The following is a 22530-nucleotide window of genomic DNA, read 5'->3' on the forward strand; positions in this document are numbered from 1 at the left end:
CAAAGCAAATCAAGTAAAACAATGGAGGATGAATAATATGGCAGTTTATAGACCTGTTCAAGTTTCATATTGGCAAGATGCTTTCGTTTTAGATCTTACACCGGAGGAAAAATACTTCTACTTATACTTAATGACTAATAGCAAAACTTCTCAGAGTGGTATCTATGAGCTTCCATTACGAGTGATAGAAATGGATACAGGGTATAACCGTGAAACGGTTGAGAAGCTGCTAGAGCGGTTTGCTGATTACGGGAAAATTTATTACAACAAAAAGACGAAAGAAATTATGTTGCTTAATTGGCTTAAATTCAATGCCATTACAAATTTGAATATTGAAAAGTGTGTGTTAAAAGAAATCCAGAATATTAAGTGTGAAGATTTTTTAATTGATTTTTATGAGACATGTTTAGAGTTAGAAAAGCAGCAAGATTTTAAAATTCCTCGTATTAAGGAATACTTCCAAGTTCGTTTTGAGTGGCTTATAAGGGGCTTCGAAGACCCTATGAAGGAAAAAGAAGAAACAAAAACAGAAACAAAAGAAAAAGAAAAAGAAGAAACAAAAACAAAAGAAGAAGCAGCAAGCTGCTCAAGTGATAAAAAAGTTGCAGAAGAAAATCCAATAGCATTTTATGAGCAAAACTTTGGAGTTCTTAAACCATTTGTGGCTGAAGGGATTAATGCGTGGATTGAAGATTTGAATGCACAGCTTGTTATCAAAGCTATGAAAATAGCTTTAGAAAAGAATGCACCTAATATGTCTTATGTACAAGGTATTTTAAGAGATTGGCATGCTAAGGGGTATAAGAGTATTACTGATGTTGAAGCTGCACAAGCTCAATTCCGTAAGAAATACCAGTCTCGTGGTGGGAGAAGTAATGCTCGAAAAGAAATTGTTCCTGATTGGTTACATACTCAAGATACGGAAACACATCCTCAGTCAGTAGAGCATAGTGAAATCGAATTAGAAGCTGAACGGAAACGTTTAGAACAAGTGTTATCTAAATATAAAAAAGAGGCTTAGGAGGATTGTAATGCCAAAGCAGTTAACAATATTTGATGTTGAGCCTGTAGTAGCATTCGATACTGAGAAAGCACACATTCATCGATTAAATTCTAAAGTTCGTTTTACGGATGTAGTTGTTCAAGTACCAAAGCAAGTAAGAGCTACTGATGAATTAAAACCAACAACAGCGCCAAATGATCAGTATGAATTATTTGAGGAATATACAATTGGAATTTGGAGATTTAAGCGAGTGGAAGATAAGCAGTTCGATTGGGAAGAAGCGGAGGAGCTTTGCAAGTCTGCGAGAGATAATAAAGAACCGATTTCAATACGACTTTATTTATCATTAGAACAATCATTTATTCCCGATAATGTTGTGGAATATCTATAACAAAATAAAAAAGTCGAGATTGCTCCCGACTTGCTTCGACAAAGTAATTATAACATATAGGAGTGATCTTGATGGGAATTAGAAAAGAAAATCTTGTAGAAATGACAGCTGAAATAGATTTGAAAATAAACGGAATATATGTTGTTAAAAATGGTCAGGTCCAACTAATAGAACCACCTCAAGGAGGATTTGGTGAACAATCATTTGTATATCAAAGTGGAAAAGTAATTCGTATGGAAGAGCGAAAAACACAGTTACTTTAATCAAATTTGAATTTTGTTAAGAGATGAAATGTTGAACAAATGTGAATAATTAGATGATACTAGGGTGAAAGAAAAAGAACCCTTTAAAAGGATTCTTTTAGCGAGTCAATCTAACAATCACATTCGTAATCACGGTAATATTCATCGCACGAATCATTCTTATCATTGCAGCAGATACAAAAAGTTTTTTGGATTAAAATATCAATAAAATCAAGGATTTCAGTATTATTTGTGAGGGTAAGGCTTTGGAAATCTTCTACTTGAAATACCCTTGTTTCATCTGGGACAAGAGTGGCGATAATTGGTGTGGGGGACCTTCTTGTTCGAATAGTTACTTCAATCGAGCTGACATCACTGGGAACAGATATTTGAATTAATGTTTTATTGTGGTTATTGGTGAAATCTTCAAAAACTCTTCTTGAAGCGCCAGGGGGTACGATAATAGTTAAAGGTGAATTTTCAGTTGGGGTGGTATTTGAACCAGCTACGGTATGAGTTTCGATGAAACAGTTATCTTTTTGATAGTGAGAATTTGATTGTTCTTTATAATACTTGTTACGAGAATCATTTTGATTATTGCAGCAGATACAAAAAGTTTTTTGAATGAATATACCAATATTGCTATTGATATTAGTATTATTTGTGAGAGTGAGGCTATGGAAATCCTCTACTTGGAATACCTTGGTTTCACCTGCAACTATTGTTACAGTGATTGGCAGACGAGAACTTCTTGTTCGGATAGTTACTTCAATTGGTTGAGAAGTACCGGGAATGCGAAGATCAATTAATGTTTTATTGTGGTTATTGGTGAAATCTTCAAAAGCAGTTCTTGTAGTGTTAGCTGGTACGTTGAAATTTAAAGCTGTATTCGAACCAGTTATTGTATGGGTTTCGATAAAACAGTTATCTTTTTGATGGTGAGTATACGATTGTTTTTTATAATACTTTTTACCATCTTTATAAAAATAATCAGCCATACTTATGTTTCTCTCCTTTCTTTGAGATATCTATATATTTTATTTAAAAAAGAATAGAGTGTTTGTACAAAATAATAAAATCCGCTCTCGTAATTAATTAAAAACGTTATTTGATATGTAAATGTAAGAGCACTTCGGGAAATGCTCTGTAAAAACTATTCGTTCTAAAAAAGAATATAAAATATTTTATGAATTTATTTTTGATTTTGTGTGTGTTTTTTTGTACAAAAATTTCTTTGGAAACTGAAAACTAGATGCTATTATAGCACCTAGTTTTAAAGGAGTACTTGTACTAGTTTAATTTGACAATATTTAATTCCAAAGCATTTATTCCATTATCGCATGTACGAATGTCTGTTTCGCCTACAAAGCTATTATTTATAAGTTGAAGTGTTGAATTGGCTGGGACTGATAAAATAGTGTCCCCAATGAGTTGAGAGCAATCTACATCCTCTGAATCTTGTATTAAAAGACCGAAAGTAGCTTTGAAATTTGGAATCAGACTGTTATTTAATAGTATAGAAATGGTAGGCGAATAAGGGAATGAAAGGGCTACAGTCAAGTTAATCGAGGAAATGAAGGAAATTCGATAATCCCCAGCTTGTGTGATATTAATTGTGGTTGGATTTAACAGAGAAATTCCCCCTACCATAGGGTCAGCCTGATTAAAAGAAAAAGGGGATTCGAAAGGGACTGTAATGATTTCCGTTTGCCAAAAAGTTCCGTAAGCTACTGATAGTGATCCAGTCGGCCCAGTCGGCCCAGTCGGTCCAGTCGGCCCAGTCGGCCCAGTCGATCCAGTCGGCCCAGTCGGCCCAGTCGATCCAGTCGGCCCAGTCGATCCAGTCGGCCCAGTCGGCCCAGTCGATCCAGTCGGCCCAGTCGGTCCAGTTGGCCCAGTCGGCCCAGTTGGCCCAGTCGGTAGTGTGAATGGTGGAACAGGTGGTAAAGTAGGTCCAACTAAATTAGGATTTATTGCAGTGGAAGATAAAAAATCGTCCATTATATTTTCACCTCTGAATAGTTAGTATTACTAATAGTAAATGCAGGGGGAGAGAAAAGCGAAATGGACAAGTGAGGAATTAGACAATGGAATTTTCATAAAAGCGTTATTTTGTATGTATCAAAAAAGAGCACCTTGTATGGGTGCCTAAATGGAGTGTACAGAATGATCAAGATAATTACTTACCACCATTTTATCTATATGTTTCAAATACAAAAACAGTATAAAATAGTTATTTTGCATAAAAAAACAGGAGTGCGTGGCCAAAGCACTCCATGATGCTAATGACAACACCTTTAAAAGTATATGAATGATTTTCATAAATATGTTTTTAAAACTTGAAACAAAATCGTTAGTTATTTGAATAGAAAGAGGAATTCAATTAAAAAGGGCCTGTTATAAACTACAGACCCTTTCCAAAAAAGACAATGTAGATTAACTGATTCAACAGGAGCCACCGGTCCAACGGGAGCGAAAGGAATCACAGGTTCAATATTAATATATGTCAAATGAATTTAAATATGATTAATCAAAGAATAATTTAACAAAACCCTTATTTCAACAGAAAAAAGAGCGCACGGGAAAGCGCTCTTTGAACAAGATTAAAATCGAAAAGTATCGGCAATTAAATCTTATGTATGTTTTCAGTTTATGTGCAAGGTTGAATCAAATCTTTATTTAAATAAAAAGAGCGCTAATCGAGAGCGCTCCTTATACCTCATTATAACGATAGTGATGAACTCACATTATATAGAAAGGCACTATTATTGTATGTCAAAGTATGAGATTAGTGAATGGATTTAGATAAAATAGTTATTTGAAAGTAAATAAAAAAAGAGCACACATATAAGTGTGCTCCTAGAATAAAAGGTTTGAACGTATGGACTGGAGTGCCCTATACAATAACATATGCTTGGCCAGTTAAAAGGTGAAAAAGTTTGTATAAAATTGGTGTGTAATCGTGAAATAAAAAAGAGCACTTACAGAAGTGCTCTTAGTAAAATGTCTATCCCTCTTGCTGGTAAAGGGTACATGGTATTATATGTGATGTTTTGATGATCGTGAAACATTTTTAATAAAAATGCTATTTGGATAGAAGTAACCTTTTTGAAAAGGACCTGTTGTGAGGGTAGGTCCTTTTTCGAAAAGGCTATTAAAAGAGTTTAAGTTAAGGCTACTTATATAATACAAGATATCGCTTATTGCTTCTAGATATTTAATGTTGAAAAAATTATGTACTTAATAAAAAAGCTATTATGCGTCTGAAAAAAAGGAGTGACTTATTAGGACACTCCCAGTCGCTAATAAATACCCAGTCTCATTAAAGTATATGTGAATTTTAACTAATAATGATTATAAAAACTTCATTTTGTATTAAGTTGGAATATAAAAGGGCACTTAGTAAAGTGCCCTCGTGACGAGACCGGTTTTATAATGACTATTTTATAAAGAAAGGAACTCAGAATATTATATGTGAATTCAGTTAATTGTGTGCCTTTTTACAAATAAAGAGCAGCTAGCAAAAGCTAACTGCTTTGTTGTCCAACAAGAGCATCACCACAATGCTTTGTAACTTAAAAGTTACAGTTATAGTATAAACAAAATTGAAAATGTTATGCAGGGAAAGCTTAATAAAAATTTCATTTTGTATTAGTTTAAAAGCCAAAAAGAGCACTTCATAAAAGTGCTCCCATGACGAGTTTCATTTTCTAAAAGAAAGGAATACACTATATCATACGAAGTTTGTCTGAAATGCGCTTGTGTTAATTAATTAGTATTTGAAAAAAGAGCAGCTAGCAAAAGCTAACTGTTCAACAGGTAATAATTTTTTTAGAGCAATCATCATACTAAAAGAAGATTGTACATTTAAAGGAACAATTTAACTTATCCGAGCGCCTTCAAAATAGGTTAGGCTCGGAATGCCAACAATATTTCCATTTGTTGATCCAGCTTCAGCAAATATATCAACTCTGTCACCAGCTTGTAATAGTGCGATAGTAGATGTTTTTACAATAAGTGATTCATTCGGTGAGCCACTTTGCTCGTTTCTAGATACACTAATTCCATTTACTCGTATGTCTAGAGTTATTGAGGACGATGAACCTGGAGTTGGGGTAAAGGCAATGCTTGTATCAAAAGTATATATACCATTTTGACGAGGAACAAATATCGATGTAGATGGATCATACTCATTATTAATATCAAATACCTCAACTGGAAACAAAATTCTAGTAGGTTCATTAGCAATCAGTGGTTGAAGGGTATTTTGTGTAGCCTTAAAAGCTGATTGTCTTTCACGATCATTTTTACAATTACAATACACTTTAATAATCGTTTTATCCGAGTCATGGCAAGAAGATCTGTGCTTTTTGTAATCATCTTCATAATAATAGCAATTATTACTATCAGAGTATTTTTTTCTATTCATTTTGCAATCATTCACTCCTTTTATTCTTATAATTTAATTTATTAGAAAAAAAGGAGAATTGAAGCGGTGTTTGTCCACATAATTTAAATTTTTTGACAGGATAATCAAATATAGGAGTTGAGAGAAACGCGAGTAAGAAATTAAAAACAGCAGCTAGCAAAAGCTAACTGCTCCAAACAGGGATGTAACTCTAGATGTATGTATAGTATTGACGAAATATTGAGTTTTATTCAGTGGGTTACTTAAAGGTTTTTGTTTTATATTAATCCATATCCCACAAACAAAATAAATGCTAAAAACACAAATAATGACAATATTAGCAGGATCATTACTTTCCAATTATTTATCTTAGAGAATCCTATCAAACTAACAAAATATGTTCCTGTTGTAAAGACTAGTAAAATATATAAAAGATAAAAATATACTGTATCCATAATAGAGTCATTCATTGTAGGTGGCGATACTTTAAGGTATAAAAAGAATAAACTAGTACAAATGATTGAAAATATAGAAGACCATAACTTTATTGTATGTTTTAAGTTTTCCCCTTTGTTATTAAAAATGTTTTTTATTATATTTTATTGGAAATTAAAGGGGAAAGAAATAGAATGTGAATAGTAAGAATGTTTTTAACGAAAAAATAAAGTGAAAGCAAACTGAATATAGTCCGGCTAGAAAACTAGAGGACACCAATTTTTAGAGCAGCGATAAAGCTGTTTTAAGAACTGGTGTCCTCTTTATTTTTGAAAGGGGATGTGGGGAATGAAGGTATTAAAAGATCAGGTACGTGAATGGAAAAAGCAATGAAAACAAGCTAAGAAGAAAAAACGAAAAGAGAAATTTAGTACTCGTGAAATTGAAGATTTGATGAGGATGCATAGACCTTGTAATGAGTAGAGACGTGGAGCTTTAAGACAAAATTAATTAAAAAATAAAAAGGAGTGGTCTTACATGACTAAACAATTATCTTTCTTACCAAAAATCGATAGAACGGCAACACAAGAGGAATTAGAAGGCGTGTTGGAAAGTGTACGTATACATAGACAATTCGGGATGATGCGTAAAGAAATGAAGGTCACTCCTTCTTATGAAATGCGTGAACACGGTCCTACACATGCAGTTGGTAAACCGTTAGAAGATGTTGCATTAGCAAATATTCAACAAAGCAAACGAGAAGAGTGGCTTGAAAGAATTTCATTACGTATTGATCAGTTTCTAAATCGATTAGGAAACGGACGTGCAGGAAGTATTCAAAGAGATATTATTTATAAACGTTATTTAGAAGAAGAGGACGTATGTGATTACATGGTTTATAACGAAATAGGGATGTCAGAGCGCACTTATCGACGTTGGAAGTCTAAAGCGTTTTATAAACTTGCTTTTGCACTTGGATTAGAAGTTTATGAGACAGAGGAAACGGGAGGTAATGAATAATGAATTTCGTTCAACCGATACGTGATCCGGAGCAAATACAGCAGATAAAAGATTATTTTAAGGAGAAGAGCTTGCGTAATTACATTCTCTTCATTATAGGAATCAATACAGGTCTGAGAATCTCGGACATTTTGAAATTGAAGGTAGTGGATGTCAAAGGTAGTCATATATCTATGAGGGAAAAGAAAACAGGGAAACAGAAACGAATACAAATTACTGCAGCACTGAAAAGAGAACTTAAATGGTTTATTGAAGAAAGAGAGGATAATGAGTATCTATTGCAAAGTAGACAGGGTAGTAATCGTCCGATCGGTCGTAGCATGGCATATAAGATATTAAGTGGAGCAGCGGCGGAGTTTGGGTTAGATGAAATAGGCACACATACCTTGAGAAAGACGTACGGGTACCATATGTATATGCAAACAAAAAACATAGCCTTACTCATGGAGATATTCAATCACTCGTCAGAGAAGGTCACGTTACGTTATATAGGGGTAAACCAAGATGCAATGGATAAAGCAATGACTAGGTTTAAAATCTAAGCATTGCTTTTTCTTTTTAAATCTAGGGGGATTGTAGCATTTTGAAGAAATTTCACGCTAAGGGTATTCAAGATTTTATAGAGTTCTAGTAATAAACAAGAACTCTAAAACCGCTCTAGGATAGAAATGTATAAAAAAATGCATAGATCCATAGAACAAAAAAGGTTCCTTGGTGAGAGTACGGTTTCCTCTCTTGTCCTTGCTACCGAAAATAGGACGTTATGTTAACCTTACATGTATAAGATATACATCATAAATTTTATTAGGCGTAAACAAGCATACAAGCCAAAGTATTAGATTCGAATATAAATAATTATATTAAATTTCGAAAAAAAGGAGATGATTTGTTTTGAACTCATATTTTTCAAAACAAAGATGCTGTCGTAGACTTTTTCCAGCTTTTCCACCTGCTGTCCCTCCGATCCCAGAACCCCAAGGACCACTAACGATCATGACATGGAACATCTATTTTGGAACTATCTTAACGCCTTTATTAGGAACCACTCCAGAGCAACTCCCACAACGCGTTACTGAGGTCTTTACACTATTTCAAGCAACAAATTTTCCGGTACGAGCAGGGGCTATTGCTGATCAAATTGCAAGAAAAAAACCAGATATATTAGGTCTTCAAGAAGCAGCAATATGGCAACTTTTGTTACCTCAAAATTCTGAAGTAGCAGTAGAGTATGATTTGGTTTCGATCCTTCTCAAGGAGTTAGAAAAAAGAGGATTGTATTATGAAGTTTTAACAATATTAGACACTACGGACGCTACGTTACCTAGTAGCACCGGCTTCAACGTTCGATTTGTAGATCGAGATGCGATTTTGGTGCGAAAAAATTCAGGACTTAAGTTCTCAAATATACAAACAAAGATTTTTGAAGCTTTTCTTCCCGTTCCAGTTGGCGGTAATGTTGAAAAACTCCTGTTTGGTTTTATATCTGTTGATGTTGAAATATCTGGAAAGAAATTTAGACTCGTAAATACTCATTTACAACCCGTTACACCTGAAATCCCCCAAACACTTCCAATACAACTCGCTCAAGCTAGCGAACTTTTAACTGGCCCAGGAGCGACTGATCTTCCCTTAGTATTCATAGGGGATTTCAACTCAAATTCTGACGGCAGTGGTCCATCTTACAATCTTTTGATAAATGCTGGATTTAAAGATACATGGACTATCGCAGGAAAAGGAAATGGATTAACATGTTGCCAAGATTCTAATGTATTAAATTTGATCTCGCAACTATTTGTTAGAATAGACTTAATTCTCTTTCGAGGCGATTTCAATGTTGAAAAAGTGGACGTTGTAGGAGAAGAGCAAGAGGATCGTACACCAACGGCGCTATGGCCTTCTGACCATGCAGGAGTTGTGGCTAGCTTGATTCTTCCCTCCTAAAGAAAAGATTATATTAAAAGACTCTGATAAATAAAGGATACAGTCAGAGAAATATGAATAACGATAAGCTGCTACCCCCATAAAACAGATGATTTATCTGATCGTGTTTTATATGGTCCCCTAACTATAGGCGGTGATATTGTAATGGGATCTATCATAATTTATTTAATTAACTATCGATAATGAGACATTATGTTAACTGAATATGTATAGAATATACATCACAAATTTTATTAGACAAGTATACAAGCGAAATTACTTGATTTGAATATAAATAATTATATTATGTTTCAAAAAAAGGCGGTGAATTATTTTGAACTCATATTTTTCAAAAGCAAAGAGATGCTGTCCTAGGCTTTTCCCTGCTTTCCCACCTGCTGTTCCTCCTATTATTGTGAAAGCTAAATTTCTTTATGTATCTAGTACTGACGGCGACATCGATGATGACACTATAGAAATTTATAATATTATCAATCCTACAACTCCTGTACGCGTAGGAGAATTTGCATCTATAACTAGTTTAGGTCCTGCGGGATTAGCTATTACAGGTACTACTCTTTATATCGCAAATTTAGGCGATGGTGTAGAAATTTACAATATTACTAACCCTATAGCCCCTATACGCATAGGAGAATTTGGGACAGCAGATTTAAATGTTCCTGATCAATTAGCTATTACGGGTACCACTCTTTATGTCTCAAATGGTGGTGATAATACAGTAGAAATTTATAATATTACTAATCCTACGTCCCCTGTTCGTATAGGCCAGTTTGGCGCTGGAGATTTAAATGGTCCTTCTGGCATGACTATTACAAATTCCACTCTTTATGTAGCAAATACTGGAGATAACACAGTAGAAATTTATAATATTACCAATCCTATGGTTCCTATACGAGTTGGCGAATTTAACGCAGGAAATTTAAATATTCCTGCAGGATTAGCTACTATAGGTACCACTCTTTATGTAGCAAATGCTGGAGATAACACAATAGAAATTTATAATATTATCAATCCTACAACTCCTGTTCGTGTAGGAGAGTTCGGCGCTGAAAATTTAAATGGTCCTGCTGTATTAGCTATTACAGATACTACCCTTTATGTAGCGAATGTTTTCGGTGACAATATAGAAATTTATGATATTACTAATCCTACAACCCCTATACGTGTAGGACCGTTTGGTGCTGGAGATCTAGATTTCCCTAATGGATTAGCAATTTTTACAGTATTCGGATACGACCACCAATAACGATGATTATGTAAATAAGCTGTCCACATGGGCAGCTTTATTTTATGTTTCCACATAGCGTAGGTTATTTTGCAAAATGCTGGTGGTATCCCTATACAGTTACTCATAATTTTCGAACTGTGTAACTCAAAAGAGAAAGTTAAATGAAATCAATGATACCAAGGGATTCAGCAAAGAGTTCAGTTACACACAATATAAGATATGGGTAAGTGGCAGTATCAAGGTATCGAATGGTGTATATACATAAATATAAAATGCAAGGGGGAGGTAATTGTGATTCATGTTAAATGAAGAACTATTAGAAGCAATAATTAGATACAAAAGGAATACTGGAAAAAATCCTGATGTGTTAAAGCTAAATCCAACTTATTTTAGAAATATGCTAGAAGAATTGAATTATCCACATTGGATTATTAAAAAGAAAATGACAGAAATGAAAAAAAGTATATTCGGAGTACCAGTGGAATTAACAGATGGAGTGGAAAAATTTGAGCTATGAAAACGTTGGCAGAATCGTGACCGATTTTTGGCAGGAAATGTGTCGGTTATTTTGGAATTAACGTGTTATATTTGTATTGTGGGAAGTGGCGGAAAACACAACTCATTATGTTGTTTTTAAAATTCTAAACGGTTCGTAATGATGGCGCATAAAATCCGAAATCAGCAGATGGTAACGATTGAATGATACCGTTATTAAGGAGAGCTTTTGCTCTTCTTCCAGTTACTTAATAATGCATAAAAAGATTGGTGCAGCAATATTAGGTGATTGGAAGAAGGGTAAAACTTCATTTACCGTAATTAAAATACAAATAAATAATTGATATCAGAGCATCCATAACGGGTGCTTTCTTCTTTGTTATATAGAAAATACATATTAAACGTATTTAAATACGTTTAATGTGTAACATGAATTGACCAATGGTACAGATATTAGATGTTAAATGTACCGTGAAACTCTTGGAAATACAATGATGGGAAATTATAATGATATTGATATATTACGGGAGAAGGCGGAATTGTAGGAGTAAAGGGAATGTGCCCAGGTTGCATACCATATTGACCATATGAAGGATATTGAGGTAAATGTTGCCAAGAAGAAGCTGGAGCTACAACAATCCTCATCGGTAAAGGATTCATAATATAATCACTCCTAAAGTAGTATTCATGTAATAGGGTATGCGCTTACTGAATATAGATGTGCACAATCTAGGCCTATAAACATAATAATTAACGAACAGAAAATACGGTTACTAATCTTATGATGTGTCCATTAGGGATGTTTTATTTTTAGAACAAACATGTGTATAGCAATTAGAGCAGGCGCTGCCGTGATCTGGGTGGTGTCTTGTTTGTTGTTAAGGAAAGATAAGCGCAAACGTGTTGCATTTATTATGAGGTGATACATATGGAATTAGAATTATTAAATGATTTAACAGCAGAGTTAAAGACACGAGTTTTATCTGATGCAGTTACATGGGAATTAATTAATATTATTGTATTGGATCATTTAGAGAGAATGACAGATAAAACAAAAATGAATGAAATGGGTATAGGGATGTATGGTGTTAAATGGGAAGATGTTAATTTGAAACCATATGCAGCGCTAGATAATGTTATTGGTGTTAATGATGCCCATCTTATTAGCGGCCTTTCTCCTGGTCATATAAAGAATCTATGTGCAGCAGGTGCTATTGAATCCAAAAAGGTCGGCAATACGTGGATTTTAGATAATGAGAGATTTAGAGTATGGTTTGAATGCTCCCAATTAAACGAAACAAACTCAACACAACCCAAATATTGTAAGGGGTGATGGTATTGTCAAATGTGCAATATACTGCTCATGCAAATAATGGTAGTAAAGATGCTACAGAATATGTAAATGCATTAGCTTATATATCTTCATTTTTGTTAGCTTATTCTGATCAGAAAGTTATCGATAAATTGCTAACTCAATCCAATGAAAAAGAAACTGAACTAATTAATGGTATTTTAAGTGGATTGCAACTGCGTTTGTCCGAAAACTAGTGTCTCAAAAACAAAACATTATGAGACACTGAATATATGGGCCTTAAAACCTATAAAAATGGTATAACAAATGTCTCAAAACTATGTATCAATTAATAATTGATTTTGATACAGGAATTTGATACACTTTTTATATCAAATAACAAGGGATGATGGTGCATGATATTCGGATATGCTAGGGTTTCTACTAAAAAACAAAATTTAGATATGCAATTGGATGAATTAAACCGTTATGGTTGTGAAGAAATAGTTACAGAAAAAGAAAGTGGAGCGAAAAAGGACAGAAAAGAGCTTCAATTATTACTTGGCAAACTTCGCAAAGGTGATACATTGGTTGTTTACAAGTTAGATCGTTTAGGAAGAACCATGCACCAGTTAGTTAATTTATTGCAAGAATTTAATGATAAGGAAATTCACTTTGTTTCTATTAAAGATGGTATTGATACATCTACAACAATGGGAAGGTTTTTATTTCATATATTTGGTGCAATGGCTGAAATGGAACGCGAGGTTATTAATGAACGCGTTGTTAGTGGTGTAGCTGCTGCAAAAGAACGAGGAAAACAAGGCGGTCGCAAACGTGCTCATACTCCGGAACAGATAGAGGGTATGCTAAAAATGGTTGAACAAGGGTTACCTAAAGTTGATGTCTGTAAGATGTTCAATGTCTCAAGGGCAACTTTATATAGATACATAAATGAAGAAGAAAAAAATACGAAAAATTTGAAGTAGCGAATTCGCTGCTTTTTTATTTTGTGAAGCGATTAGCGTGAGGTGGTGTAAATGGAAGGAGAAACTATAAACGTTCCTACATGCTCTGTTTGTAATGAACCCTGCATGTGGACATTAAAAATGCCATTAACTATTACTCATTTTGATAAAACATATCTCCGTGAAGCAAATGCGGATAATGCTCATATATGCATTGAGTGTTTAGAGAAGGAAGTGCAAATAATTGGATAAGGGGGCAGGTGTTATGTAATTATGGCCAGACAACGAAGTCCAGACCGTAACAAAGCGTATGAAATATTTAAAGAACATAATGGTGATATTACGAATCGTAAAATTGCCGAATTGTTGTCTACATCCGAAAAAACTGTAAGTGAAAAAACGGTTGGCGGATGGAAATCCAAAGATGGATGGATAGACAAATTAAATGGAGTACTCCATAAAAATGAACGGAGTACTCCAAAGAAAGATACGGAGTACTCCAAAAAGAAACCAGGAGCACCCAAGGGTAATAAGAACGCTGTAAACAATCGTGGTGGAGCCAAAAAGGGTAATAAAAATGCTGTTGGTAATTCTGGTGGCGCTGCTCCACTACGTAATGGTAATGCAGCTACTCATGGTTTATATAGAAAGTATTTACCGCAAGAAATATATGATCTGAAAGAAGAATTAAAAGAAGCAGTTAACAATGATTCATTATCAATCATTTGGGATAGTATTATGCTGCAGTACACTCAAATCATTCATGCTCAACGTATCATGTTTGTTAGGGATAAAGAGGACATGACAAAGGAACTGCGAAAGAAAAAGCTTACCGAAAGCGGATTCGAGGAAGAATGGGAAATTCAATTCGCCTGGGATAAGCAAGCTAGTTTCTTAAATGCTCAATCGAAAGCTATGTCAACGTTAGTAACTCTAATTGAAAAGTATGATAGGTTAGCTAATACAGAGGAACAAAAGCTACGCATTGAGAAACTCAAGAAAGAAATTGCTTCTATTAAAGTTGATGGTGACACTAATCAGAATACTGAAGACTGGAAAGAGTCACTTATGAAGATAGCGGAGCGCAGACGTAAACAAAAGGAAGCTGAAGCTAATGGATAATACGGCTTTTAGTGAATTTATGGAGATTATCGATGTTTATTGGGATGATCCGGTTGCGTTTGCCGAGGATATGCTGAATTTTTATCCGGATGAATGGCAGAGAAAAGTTCTTATGGATTTGGCACAAAGCCCAAAGGTTTCAGTGCGTTCTGGCCAAGGTGTAGGTAAAACAGGTCTTGAGTCAGTTGTTGTTATCTGGTTCCTCTGCTGTAGGCCGAATCCAAAAGTTATTTGTACAGCTCCTACAAAGGAACAGTTATTTACTGTACTTTGGGCCGAAATAGCGAAGTGGTTAGAAGGTAGTGCAGTTAAAAATCTACTTAAATGGACTAAAACACGAGTATACATGATTGGTAGTGAAGAACGTTGGTTTGCTACTGCTAGAACGGCAACAAAGCCGGAGAATATGCAAGGTTTTCACGAAGACTATATGTTATTTGTATGTGATGAAGCTTCTGGTATAGCAGATCCTATTATGGAAGCTATACTTGGTACTTTATCTGGCGCAGAAAATAAATTGTTTTTATGCGGAAACCCAACAAGAACAAGCGGTGTATTTTATGATTCTCATAATCGTGACAGAGATTTATATAAAATACATAAAGTCTCTAGCTTAGATAGCCCTCGAACCAGTAAAGACAATATAGAAGTATTGAAAAAGAAATATGGTGAGGGTTCAGATGTTTGGCGTGTACGTGTACTTGGTGAATTTCCTAAAGCAGAAGCAGATGCATTTATCCCGTTAGAAATTGTAGAGCAAGCAGCATCTTGTAAAGTGGAGCCAACTGGTGAAACACTTGACTTAGGTGTTGACGTTGCGCGATTTGGTGATGATGAAACTGTAATTGTTCCAAGGATAGGAAATAAAGTCTTTAAATTATTAAACCACTATAAACAAGATACTATGGAAACTGCTGGTCATGTATTGAAATTAGCTAAGGAATACATGGCAAAGTACAAGCAGTTAAAAAGAGTGGATATAAAAGTCGATGATAGTGGTGTTGGTGGTGGTGTTACGGACAGATTGAAAGAAGTTATTAAATCTGAACGATTACCATTCAAAGTATATCCGGTTGTGAATAACGGGAAGCCGCTTGATGATGAGCATTATGATAATGCAGGTACAGAAGGTTGGGCCGTTGTAAGAGATTTACTTGAAGAGAATATGAAAGCATTTATACAGGGTGAAGAACCTACAATGGAGATTCCAAATGATGAAAAAATGATTTCTCAATTTTCTAGCCGTAAATACAGAATAACAAGTAGAGGTAAGATTGCATTAGAGCGAAAAGAAGAAATGAAGAAACGCGGATTGCAATCACCCGATAGAGCAGATGCTATAGTTCTAGCCTTCTATAAACCGAAAGTAGTTATGGGCGGTAAGGTTAAAAGAGTGTAGTCGGACATTTATTGTTCGGCTATTTCTTTTGATCTCTATTAATAGAAGAAAGGAGGACACACAAACGGTATGAGCAACAAGAAAACCATTAAGAATGTAAAAGTATTTGGTATTAATAAAGCAGTAGATGACCCAAAAAATAGGGAAGACAACAGTAAGCAAATGACTGTAGATCCATTCGCGCAAATATATGGCGATAAAGGGTTGGTTAAACCACCTTATGATATGTCGGTGCTGTTGGAAATAAAGGAAAGTAATCCAATCCATTCTGCTTGTATTAGCGCAAAAGTCGATGATATTGCAGGTGTTGGTTTCGATTTTGCTCCTTTTGAAGAAGTGAAAGAAGCGAATCAGAAGCAATATAAAAGGTTAAAAGAATTTATGCGGAATTGTAATCCAGAAATGACGAGCTCAGAAATTCTTAGAGCTGTATGGGATGATTATGAAACTGTTGGCTGGGGGATTGTCGAAGTTGTTCGGAATCAAAAAAACGAACCATCGGAACTGTACCATATTCCGGCGCATACGGTTCGTGCTCATAAGGATAAAGTCCGATTTGCTCAAATTGTAAATAACAAAGAACGATGGTTTAAAAAGTTCAATTATCCCGATGATTTCTGTCTTGCTGATGGTAGGGCGATAAATGCAGAGGATGTTGCAGAAAGCGGAACAGAAAAAGCTGGAGAAGTAATTGTTATTCGTAAATTCGGTTCTCGTTCTTCTTATTATGGGATACCTAATTATGTTAGTTCTATCGGCTCGATAGTTGGATCTCAAGCAGTAAGAGATTACAATATTAACTTCTTTACAGGAAAGACAATTCCGGATGCTCTGCTATTTCTTGAGGGTGTTGATGAAATAGATGATGGAACGGAAAATGAACTAAAAGCATTCTTCTCTGCAGAAACAAAAGGAGAACATCATAAATTGGCGGTTGTCCCCGTACCGCCAGGGGCAAAAGCTAGATTAGAAAAAGTTAGTCCAGATGTAAAAGAAGGCAGTTTTCGTTTATATAAGCAGGATAGCGCAATGGAGATATGTGTGGCTCATCGTGTGCCGCCTTATCGTATCGGCTGGGCTATGACAGGCTCATTAGGACAAACAACCGCTAAAGAAATGAACGAGATGTACAAGCGTTCTATTATTGAGCCTGGACAAGGAATATTAGAACATCGATTAAACTATCAATTGTTCCGTGTATTTGCTGAAATACTCGGTGGATTAGATTGGCATTTCAAATTAAACGAAATTGATACAGATGATCGTGAAGCTGATATGCAATATGCGGCAGATGGTTATGAGAAACGTATATTAACACGGAATGAATCTCGTAAAGTAGTAGGTTATGAACCTGTAGCAGATGGAGATACATTCTTTGAAGGTGGTCCATCCGTTTCTCAAATAGAACCAATTGCAAAAGCTGCAGATAATGAGCAAGATAACTTAATTGCTATTAATGAATTTAGGGAAAAGCATGAAGAAGTAGAGAAAGCTATGCAAAAGAAGGTGGCGGATTTTTTTCCGAACAGGGAAAACGGCTCTTAAACCTGCTTCCCTTAATTCGTATTAATAAAGCAGATGAAGAGATTGATCTTGTAATTGCTGAAGCAGAAGTTGATAAATTTCTTGATAGTGTCGATTGGGATGAAGAAAGACAAATGTTTGTCGATGAAGTCACAGACACTCTGCATGATGATGTAACAGAATTTGTACAAAGTGCTATTGCATCAAACGGTTTAACCTGGATGGTATTAGATCCAATAGGTGACGTTGCTGCAAAATGGGTTGCTGCTTATGCCTTTGAATTAGCAAAGGGAATCCATGAAACCACTAAAGATAGATTAAGAGAAACAATGCTAAAGAATCTTAGTGAAGGAATGGGTGTCGATGTATTAAGTGTTTCCATTGCCGATGTAATGTCAGAAGCAAGTAACTACAGAGCAATGATGATTGCACGTACAGAAACAACATATGCAATGAATTACGGCAATTTAATTGCTTATAAGGGTGCAAATAGAAACAAGAAAACATGGCTTACAGGAAACGATGAGCGTGTTTGTAAGGAATGTGGTGGTTTGCATGGGGAAACGGTAGATATTGATGATCTATTTAGTAATGGAAAGATGTGTCCGCCAGCTCATCCGCATTGCCGCTGCACTATGATTTCAGAAGAGTAGTAAAATACACCTATTTGATTGGGGTTTCATCGTCAAAACGTATATGGCTTTAAATTGGCTGCTATGCGTTTTGACAGTGGAACCCCAATATTTATAGGGAAGGAGGTAAAACGATGGGATACGAACTAAAAAACGCCAATATTAGTTATGTTTCATTAGTTACAAAGGGCGCAAACGGTCGTCAATTTGCCATTATGAAAAGTGAATCTGCTAAACAACCAAATATATCAAAGCAAGTTCCAATCCTTAAAACAGAGGAAGAGAAGCAGCTTGTTACAGGAGTTGTGTATGAACCGGATGTAGAAGATTCACATGGGGATACAATGACTGCAGAAGAAATAGAAAAGGCCGCTTATACCTTTATGGAAAATTACCAGCACATCGACAAGCAACATGACGAAATCGCTGGTAAAGGTACAGTAGTCGAAAACTGGATTGCTAAAAGTGGTATGACAGTAGGCGAACAAGAAGTACAAGCAGGAACATGGCTTATGACTGTTCGCGTTGATGATGCAGACACCTGGGAAGAAATTAAAAAAGGTGAAGTCACTGGTTTTTCTATGGGTGGATTTGGTGAACGTGTAGAAATCGCCAAGACTGATGATTTTACTCATGAAGATAAAGGCCTTATTCGAAAGATGTTAGATTTCGTTAAAGGTGAAAGTCACAAAATCACAAAAGGCGAAGTAAAAGACCGCTTTATTGATGAAAAACAAAAGCGTGATTTGCGAGCTGTATTTAATTTGTTTGAAGATGTGTTCTATTGGGAGATTTGGGAAAGTAATCCCGATATCGACCGTATGGCAGCTGCTCTGGATGATATGAAGGACATACTTTCTTCTATTAAAGGTGGTTACACCATTGCGAAATCAGAAGATAGTGTACAAGCAGAAAGCATTGTATTAGAAAGTATTAAAAAAGCCGGGAAAGTTTTATCCCAAAAGAATCATGCAAAATTAGATGAAGCATTAGCTTTAATTAGTGAAATAAAAGAAGCTGCTTCACCACAGGAGGAAGATGAAATGAAAGTAGAAGATATTGCAGAGATTGTTAAACAAGCAGTAGAACCACTAGCTATTAAGTTAGATAAGATTGAAAAACAAGTGAATGGTGAGGAAGTAGAACCGACACCAGAAGAGCAAACAGAGGAAGAAAAAGCTGCAGCAGTTATTCAAAAAGCACTAGAACCAATTACAAAGCGACTTGAAAATATCGAAAATGCTGCTTCTATCCGTAAAGGTTTAGATCCAGATGAAGAAGTTACACCAGGACAACAACAAATTAAAAAATCTAAATGGGCAGGATTGAACCTGTAAGGGGAGGATTTATCATTATGACAATGACTAACGCACAATTATTAAAACGTTTAGATCGTATTGAAAAGGCAGCAATGACAACAAGTGGAATGAATGCAGGATTATTAAATCCAGAACAAAGTAAAGAGTTCTTCCGTATGGCATTTGATACAACGCCATTCTCACAATTACACCGTAAAGAAATGCGTAAAGCAAAACAAGGTGAATTAGATAAAATTGCAATTGGTGGCCGTATCTTACGCAAGAAAACAGAAAACAGCGATGATAATTACCGCGCAGGTGTTCAAACTTCTAAAATTGAGTACAATACAAAGGCTATTCGTTTACCTTGGGAAATTACAGAAGAATTACTCCGCGAAAATATTGAAGGTGAAGGTTATGAAGATACTGTAATGGCTCTTATGTCTACACAATTAGGTATCGATTTAGAGGATTTACATTGGAATGGTGATACAGACTCTTCCGACGAAATGTTATCTATCAATGATGGATGGTTGAAAAAAATCAAGAAATCAAAAGAGTCTCATATTGTCGATCATGCTAAATTGGTAACTGGTACAGGCGAAGCTGCTGCAGCAAATGGATTTGGAAAAGGCTCTATCTTTGCTTTATCCGGTGCAATGCCAAATAAATATAAAAACAGCAACCTACGTTGGATTATGTCTCCAAGCCGTAGAGAGAAATGGATTGAGTATTTAACAAATCGTCCTACTGGTGCTGGTGATGCTGCGTTACTTGGAGCAGGAGATCAAGTTAATAAACCGATGGGATACGGAATTGTTACGGTTCCATCTTTAGAAGACGATGTTATTATTCTTGCAGATCCTAAAAACTTCATTGCGGTTAATACATACGACACTCGTGTTCGTAAGACTACAGAAGGTAAAACTGCAGTAATGGAAGATAAACGATTTTATGTAATTCACTTTGACGATGATGCTGTAATTCAAGAAATGGATGCAGTAGCAATTCTAACAAATATTCCGGATACGTTTGGAGCTTAATATCCAGGCGTATTTTTTATGGAAACAAACTCTTTGTTGTTATTAGGGTTTTGAATGTATACTTTTTTAATATTTTCTTGTTTTTAATGGAAAATGAGATATAACCAATAAAACCAACAATGCGAATGTAAACTTTCATGCAATAGTTTACATTCGTGAAAGGAGTGTTAATTATGAAAGTAGTTACGCTGCGATACGGTGGAACTTATACCGCTTATGGACAAAAGTTTAAGAATGGCCAAGAAGAAACAATTGCAAATGAAAAAGCTGATTACCTTGTAAGTACTGGACATTTTGAACTTGTAAAAGAAGTCGATAAGAAGGAGAAAGAAACATAATGGATATTACCTTGCAGGACATTAAAGACCGCGTAAATGTGCAGAAGATGCCTGATACAGTAATTCAAGAACTAATAGATTACTATACAGTTATTGCTAGGAAGTATTTAAGAGTTAAGCCGGAGAATCCGATGAAAGAAATCATCCAAACAAGTAAGCTAGGTTGGCTTTCGTTTCCTGCTGAATCTATAGCAAAAGTAACTCATGTTAGTTCGAAACAAGATATGACCAATTCTATTACTGTAAATGGGCGTATTGTTTATGGTTTATCCGAAAATCAGTTATATGAATTCGAATATAAGATACAAGATTATGATGATCTGCAGGTACTTATGAAGAAATGTATTATTGATTTGGTTGTTTCTGCAGCAGTTCGTGCTAACTTACAACGAAAAGGTATGAAAACATCGGAGAGTATAGGGGATTATTCGTACCAGATTAGCCCGGAAACGCTAGATGAACCAGCTACAAACAATAAGATACTCAATGGTTTAAAAGGCTTTAGAGCAAGAGTGAAGCCGGTGATGGCTACATGAATACGTACTTCGATGATGGAGATATGGATGATTTATATATTCATGAGGTAGTAGTAAAACGAAAAATGAAAAAGAAACAATCCTCAGGTAATTATGCAGAAGTAGATGAAGACGTTTATGAGAATATGACTTGTCGTGTAACTACTAATTCTGCTGCTGATAATGAGAGATTTAAGCGTGATAAACAAAATTTCGATACAACCTTTAAGATATATGCACCTGCTTCCTACAAAATTAAGCCTAATGATCGTATCCATTTTAAAAGTGAAGAATTAGGCGTTGATTATATGTTTGAAGTAAAAGGTGAACCACGTAATCCTGCATTTATGAATCATCACATTGAAATTTATTGCGAAAAGGTATGATTCTATATGGCGAATTCAGTAGAAATTGAGTACTCAAGCAATATGGAACAAGTAAAGACGCATATTAATGCTATGTGTGTTGAAAAGGTTACAGCAGCATCTATTCATTTACAAAATCAAGTTAAGAAGAATCTCACAGGTAGCCGTAGCGGTAAGCAATACAAAATACCTCATACGAGTCGTAAATATACTGCTTCTAAACCAGGTGAAGCTCCTGCTGTTCGTACCGGTGACTTGTTAAATTCGATTAAATACAATGTTAAACGGTCACAATCAGAGGTATTGGGTGCAGTAGGGAGCGATTTGAAAAAAGCCATATGGCTTGAAACTGGTACAAGTCATATGGAAGCCCGTCCATTTCTATTAAAAGCGTTTGAAAAAGAACGTAGAGAACTTAAAAGAATGATGGGAGGGTAATAGATGTCTAATGCTATTGCAGTTATTAGAATGCTTGTAGAGAACGATGAAATAATAAAAGCTAATCTATCAGAATATGGTGAAGGCGAGGACAAAGGCCCTGCTCTTACATTCCAAACCGCACAAGATGATATGAACATGCCTTATGCAGTTATAAGAATTGAAGCAAATAATCCGGATGACGTTGAAATTATAGACCGAATGATTCTTAATTTTGATGTGTATTGTGATAACGGGGATTATGATAAGGCAAATGCAATTGCTACACGTATTGAGAAGTTACTAGATAGAGAAGTCGGTTTAAAAGATGATGGGATACTTTCTATACATCGTGCAGGTAGTATCCCTGTACCAGATGAAGACCCATCTATCATTCATATAAATGTAAAATTTCTTGTCCGAACCATGCGAACGGACTTGTATTAGGGGGTAGG

27 protein-coding genes are annotated in these 22530 nt (G+C 35.3%); 23 read left to right on the plus strand and 4 right to left on the minus strand.

Features of this window, described 5'->3' with window-relative positions; all coding sequences use genetic code 11:
- Positions 1-37: 37 nt before the first annotated feature.
- The 3 genes from MR136_RS14075 to MR136_RS14085 all read left to right on the plus strand — a co-directional run bounded on the left by MR136_RS14075 (position 38) and on the right by MR136_RS14085 (position 1657).
- Complete coding sequence (locus MR136_RS14075; RefSeq protein WP_078420690.1) at positions 38-1021, plus strand: DnaD domain-containing protein; 984 nt, start codon at positions 38-40, stop codon at positions 1019-1021.
- Between the two features lie 10 nt (positions 1022-1031).
- Positions 1032-1394: a hypothetical protein gene (locus tag MR136_RS14080; protein ID WP_001125986.1), complete on the plus strand. Its 363-nt coding sequence runs from the start codon at positions 1032-1034 to the stop codon at positions 1392-1394.
- Between the two features lie 71 nt (positions 1395-1465).
- The gene (locus MR136_RS14085; RefSeq protein WP_000512853.1) at positions 1466-1657 is read left to right on the plus strand and encodes a DUF3954 domain-containing protein; all 192 of its coding nucleotides are present in this window, start codon (positions 1466-1468) and stop codon (positions 1655-1657) included.
- A gap of 110 nt (positions 1658-1767) precedes the next feature.
- Here the strand turns inward: MR136_RS14085 and MR136_RS14090 are convergent, their stop codons facing one another.
- From MR136_RS14090 to MR136_RS14100, 3 genes are all read right to left on the minus strand, one after another.
- The gene (locus tag MR136_RS14090) at positions 1768-2634 is read right to left on the minus strand and encodes an exosporium protein D (RefSeq protein ID WP_078420689.1); all 867 of its coding nucleotides are present in this window, start codon (positions 2632-2634) and stop codon (positions 1768-1770) included.
- 292 nt (positions 2635-2926) lie between these two features.
- Positions 2927-3637: an exosporium leader peptide-containing protein gene (locus tag MR136_RS14095; protein ID WP_078420688.1), complete on the minus strand. Its 711-nt coding sequence runs from the start codon at positions 3635-3637 to the stop codon at positions 2927-2929.
- A 1879-nt stretch (positions 3638-5516) separates the two neighbouring features.
- A complete protein-coding gene (locus tag MR136_RS14100; protein ID WP_078420687.1) occupies positions 5517-6065 on the minus strand; it encodes a C1q-like domain-containing protein in 549 nt (182 codons plus the stop codon).
- 951 nt (positions 6066-7016) lie between these two features.
- On the opposite strand from MR136_RS14100, the gene MR136_RS14105 reads away from it, so the two are divergent.
- The 5 genes from MR136_RS14105 to MR136_RS14125 all read left to right on the plus strand — a co-directional run bounded on the left by MR136_RS14105 (position 7017) and on the right by MR136_RS14125 (position 11185).
- On the plus strand, positions 7017-7499 hold the full coding sequence (locus MR136_RS14105; protein WP_078420685.1) for an ArpU family phage packaging/lysis transcriptional regulator: 483 nt from the start codon (positions 7017-7019) through the stop codon (positions 7497-7499).
- Positions 7499-8041, plus strand: a complete 543-nt coding sequence (locus MR136_RS14110; protein WP_078420684.1) for a site-specific integrase — start codon at positions 7499-7501, stop codon at positions 8039-8041. Before MR136_RS14105 ends, MR136_RS14110 begins: the two co-directional genes overlap by 1 nt.
- A gap of 349 nt (positions 8042-8390) precedes the next feature.
- Positions 8391-9440 (plus strand): endonuclease/exonuclease/phosphatase family protein, encoded by a 1050-nt coding sequence (locus MR136_RS14115; RefSeq protein WP_078420683.1) that lies wholly within the window; start codon positions 8391-8393, stop codon positions 9438-9440.
- 313 nt (positions 9441-9753) lie between these two features.
- Positions 9754-10686 carry an LVIVD repeat-containing protein gene (locus tag MR136_RS14120; protein ID WP_078420682.1) on the plus strand — a complete coding sequence of 311 codons (933 nt, stop codon included), beginning with the start codon at positions 9754-9756 and terminating at the stop codon, positions 10684-10686.
- Positions 10687-10966: 280 nt separating this feature from the next.
- Positions 10967-11185 carry a hypothetical protein gene (locus MR136_RS14125; RefSeq protein ID WP_078420681.1) on the plus strand — a complete coding sequence of 73 codons (219 nt, stop codon included), beginning with the start codon at positions 10967-10969 and terminating at the stop codon, positions 11183-11185.
- A gap of 431 nt (positions 11186-11616) precedes the next feature.
- Here the strand turns inward: MR136_RS14125 and MR136_RS14130 are convergent, their stop codons facing one another.
- Positions 11617-11823 (minus strand): hypothetical protein, encoded by a 207-nt coding sequence (locus tag MR136_RS14130; protein ID WP_078420680.1) that lies wholly within the window; start codon positions 11821-11823, stop codon positions 11617-11619.
- Positions 11824-12091: 268 nt separating this feature from the next.
- On the opposite strand from MR136_RS14130, the gene MR136_RS14135 reads away from it, so the two are divergent.
- From MR136_RS14135 to MR136_RS14205, 15 genes are all read left to right on the plus strand, one after another.
- A complete protein-coding gene (locus MR136_RS14135; RefSeq protein WP_063536219.1) occupies positions 12092-12496 on the plus strand; it encodes a hypothetical protein in 405 nt (134 codons plus the stop codon).
- Positions 12496-12711: a hypothetical protein gene (locus MR136_RS14140; RefSeq protein WP_063536220.1), complete on the plus strand. Its 216-nt coding sequence runs from the start codon at positions 12496-12498 to the stop codon at positions 12709-12711. The genes MR136_RS14135 and MR136_RS14140 overlap by 1 nt, the downstream gene beginning before the upstream one ends.
- Positions 12712-12870: 159 nt before the next feature.
- On the plus strand, positions 12871-13443 hold the full coding sequence (locus MR136_RS14145; RefSeq protein ID WP_000576168.1) for a recombinase family protein: 573 nt from the start codon (positions 12871-12873) through the stop codon (positions 13441-13443).
- Between the two features lie 51 nt (positions 13444-13494).
- Positions 13495-13674: a hypothetical protein gene (locus tag MR136_RS14150; RefSeq protein ID WP_078420679.1), complete on the plus strand. Its 180-nt coding sequence runs from the start codon at positions 13495-13497 to the stop codon at positions 13672-13674.
- 21 nt (positions 13675-13695) lie between these two features.
- Positions 13696-14544 (plus strand): phage terminase small subunit, encoded by an 849-nt coding sequence (gene terS, locus MR136_RS14155; protein ID WP_078420678.1) that lies wholly within the window; start codon positions 13696-13698, stop codon positions 14542-14544.
- Positions 14537-15943, plus strand: coding sequence for a DEAD/DEAH box helicase family protein (locus tag MR136_RS14160; RefSeq protein ID WP_078420677.1), 1407 nt, complete (start codon positions 14537-14539; stop codon positions 15941-15943). Before terS ends, MR136_RS14160 begins: the two co-directional genes overlap by 8 nt.
- 69 nt (positions 15944-16012) lie before the next feature.
- Positions 16013-17488 (plus strand): phage portal protein, encoded by a 1476-nt coding sequence (locus MR136_RS14165; protein WP_078420675.1) that lies wholly within the window; start codon positions 16013-16015, stop codon positions 17486-17488.
- Positions 17489-17601: 113 nt separating this feature from the next.
- On the plus strand, positions 17602-18120 hold the full coding sequence (locus tag MR136_RS14170) for a phage head morphogenesis protein (RefSeq protein ID WP_078420674.1): 519 nt from the start codon (positions 17602-17604) through the stop codon (positions 18118-18120).
- A 113-nt stretch (positions 18121-18233) separates the two neighbouring features.
- Complete coding sequence (locus MR136_RS14175; RefSeq protein ID WP_078420673.1) at positions 18234-19436, plus strand: XkdF-like putative serine protease domain-containing protein; 1203 nt, start codon at positions 18234-18236, stop codon at positions 19434-19436.
- A gap of 17 nt (positions 19437-19453) precedes the next feature.
- On the plus strand, positions 19454-20440 hold the full coding sequence (locus MR136_RS14180) for a phage major capsid protein (RefSeq protein WP_242259494.1): 987 nt from the start codon (positions 19454-19456) through the stop codon (positions 20438-20440).
- 173 nt (positions 20441-20613) lie between these two features.
- Complete coding sequence (locus tag MR136_RS14185) at positions 20614-20778, plus strand: YqbF domain-containing protein (protein WP_000869886.1); 165 nt, start codon at positions 20614-20616, stop codon at positions 20776-20778.
- Positions 20778-21314: a hypothetical protein gene (locus MR136_RS14190; protein ID WP_078420672.1), complete on the plus strand. Its 537-nt coding sequence runs from the start codon at positions 20778-20780 to the stop codon at positions 21312-21314. Before MR136_RS14185 ends, MR136_RS14190 begins: the two co-directional genes overlap by 1 nt.
- A complete protein-coding gene (locus MR136_RS14195) occupies positions 21311-21679 on the plus strand; it encodes a hypothetical protein (RefSeq protein ID WP_001099511.1) in 369 nt (122 codons plus the stop codon). Before MR136_RS14190 ends, MR136_RS14195 begins: the two co-directional genes overlap by 4 nt.
- A 6-nt stretch (positions 21680-21685) precedes the next feature.
- Positions 21686-22096 carry an HK97-gp10 family putative phage morphogenesis protein gene (locus MR136_RS14200; RefSeq protein ID WP_000024034.1) on the plus strand — a complete coding sequence of 137 codons (411 nt, stop codon included), beginning with the start codon at positions 21686-21688 and terminating at the stop codon, positions 22094-22096.
- 3 nt (positions 22097-22099) lie between these two features.
- Complete coding sequence (locus MR136_RS14205; protein ID WP_078420671.1) at positions 22100-22522, plus strand: hypothetical protein; 423 nt, start codon at positions 22100-22102, stop codon at positions 22520-22522.
- Positions 22523-22530 lie beyond the last annotated feature (8 nt).

It is taken from the genome of Bacillus cereus group sp. BfR-BA-01311, from assembly GCF_022664295.1.
GTDB lineage: Bacteria > Bacillota > Bacilli > Bacillales > Bacillaceae_G > Bacillus_A > Bacillus_A cereus.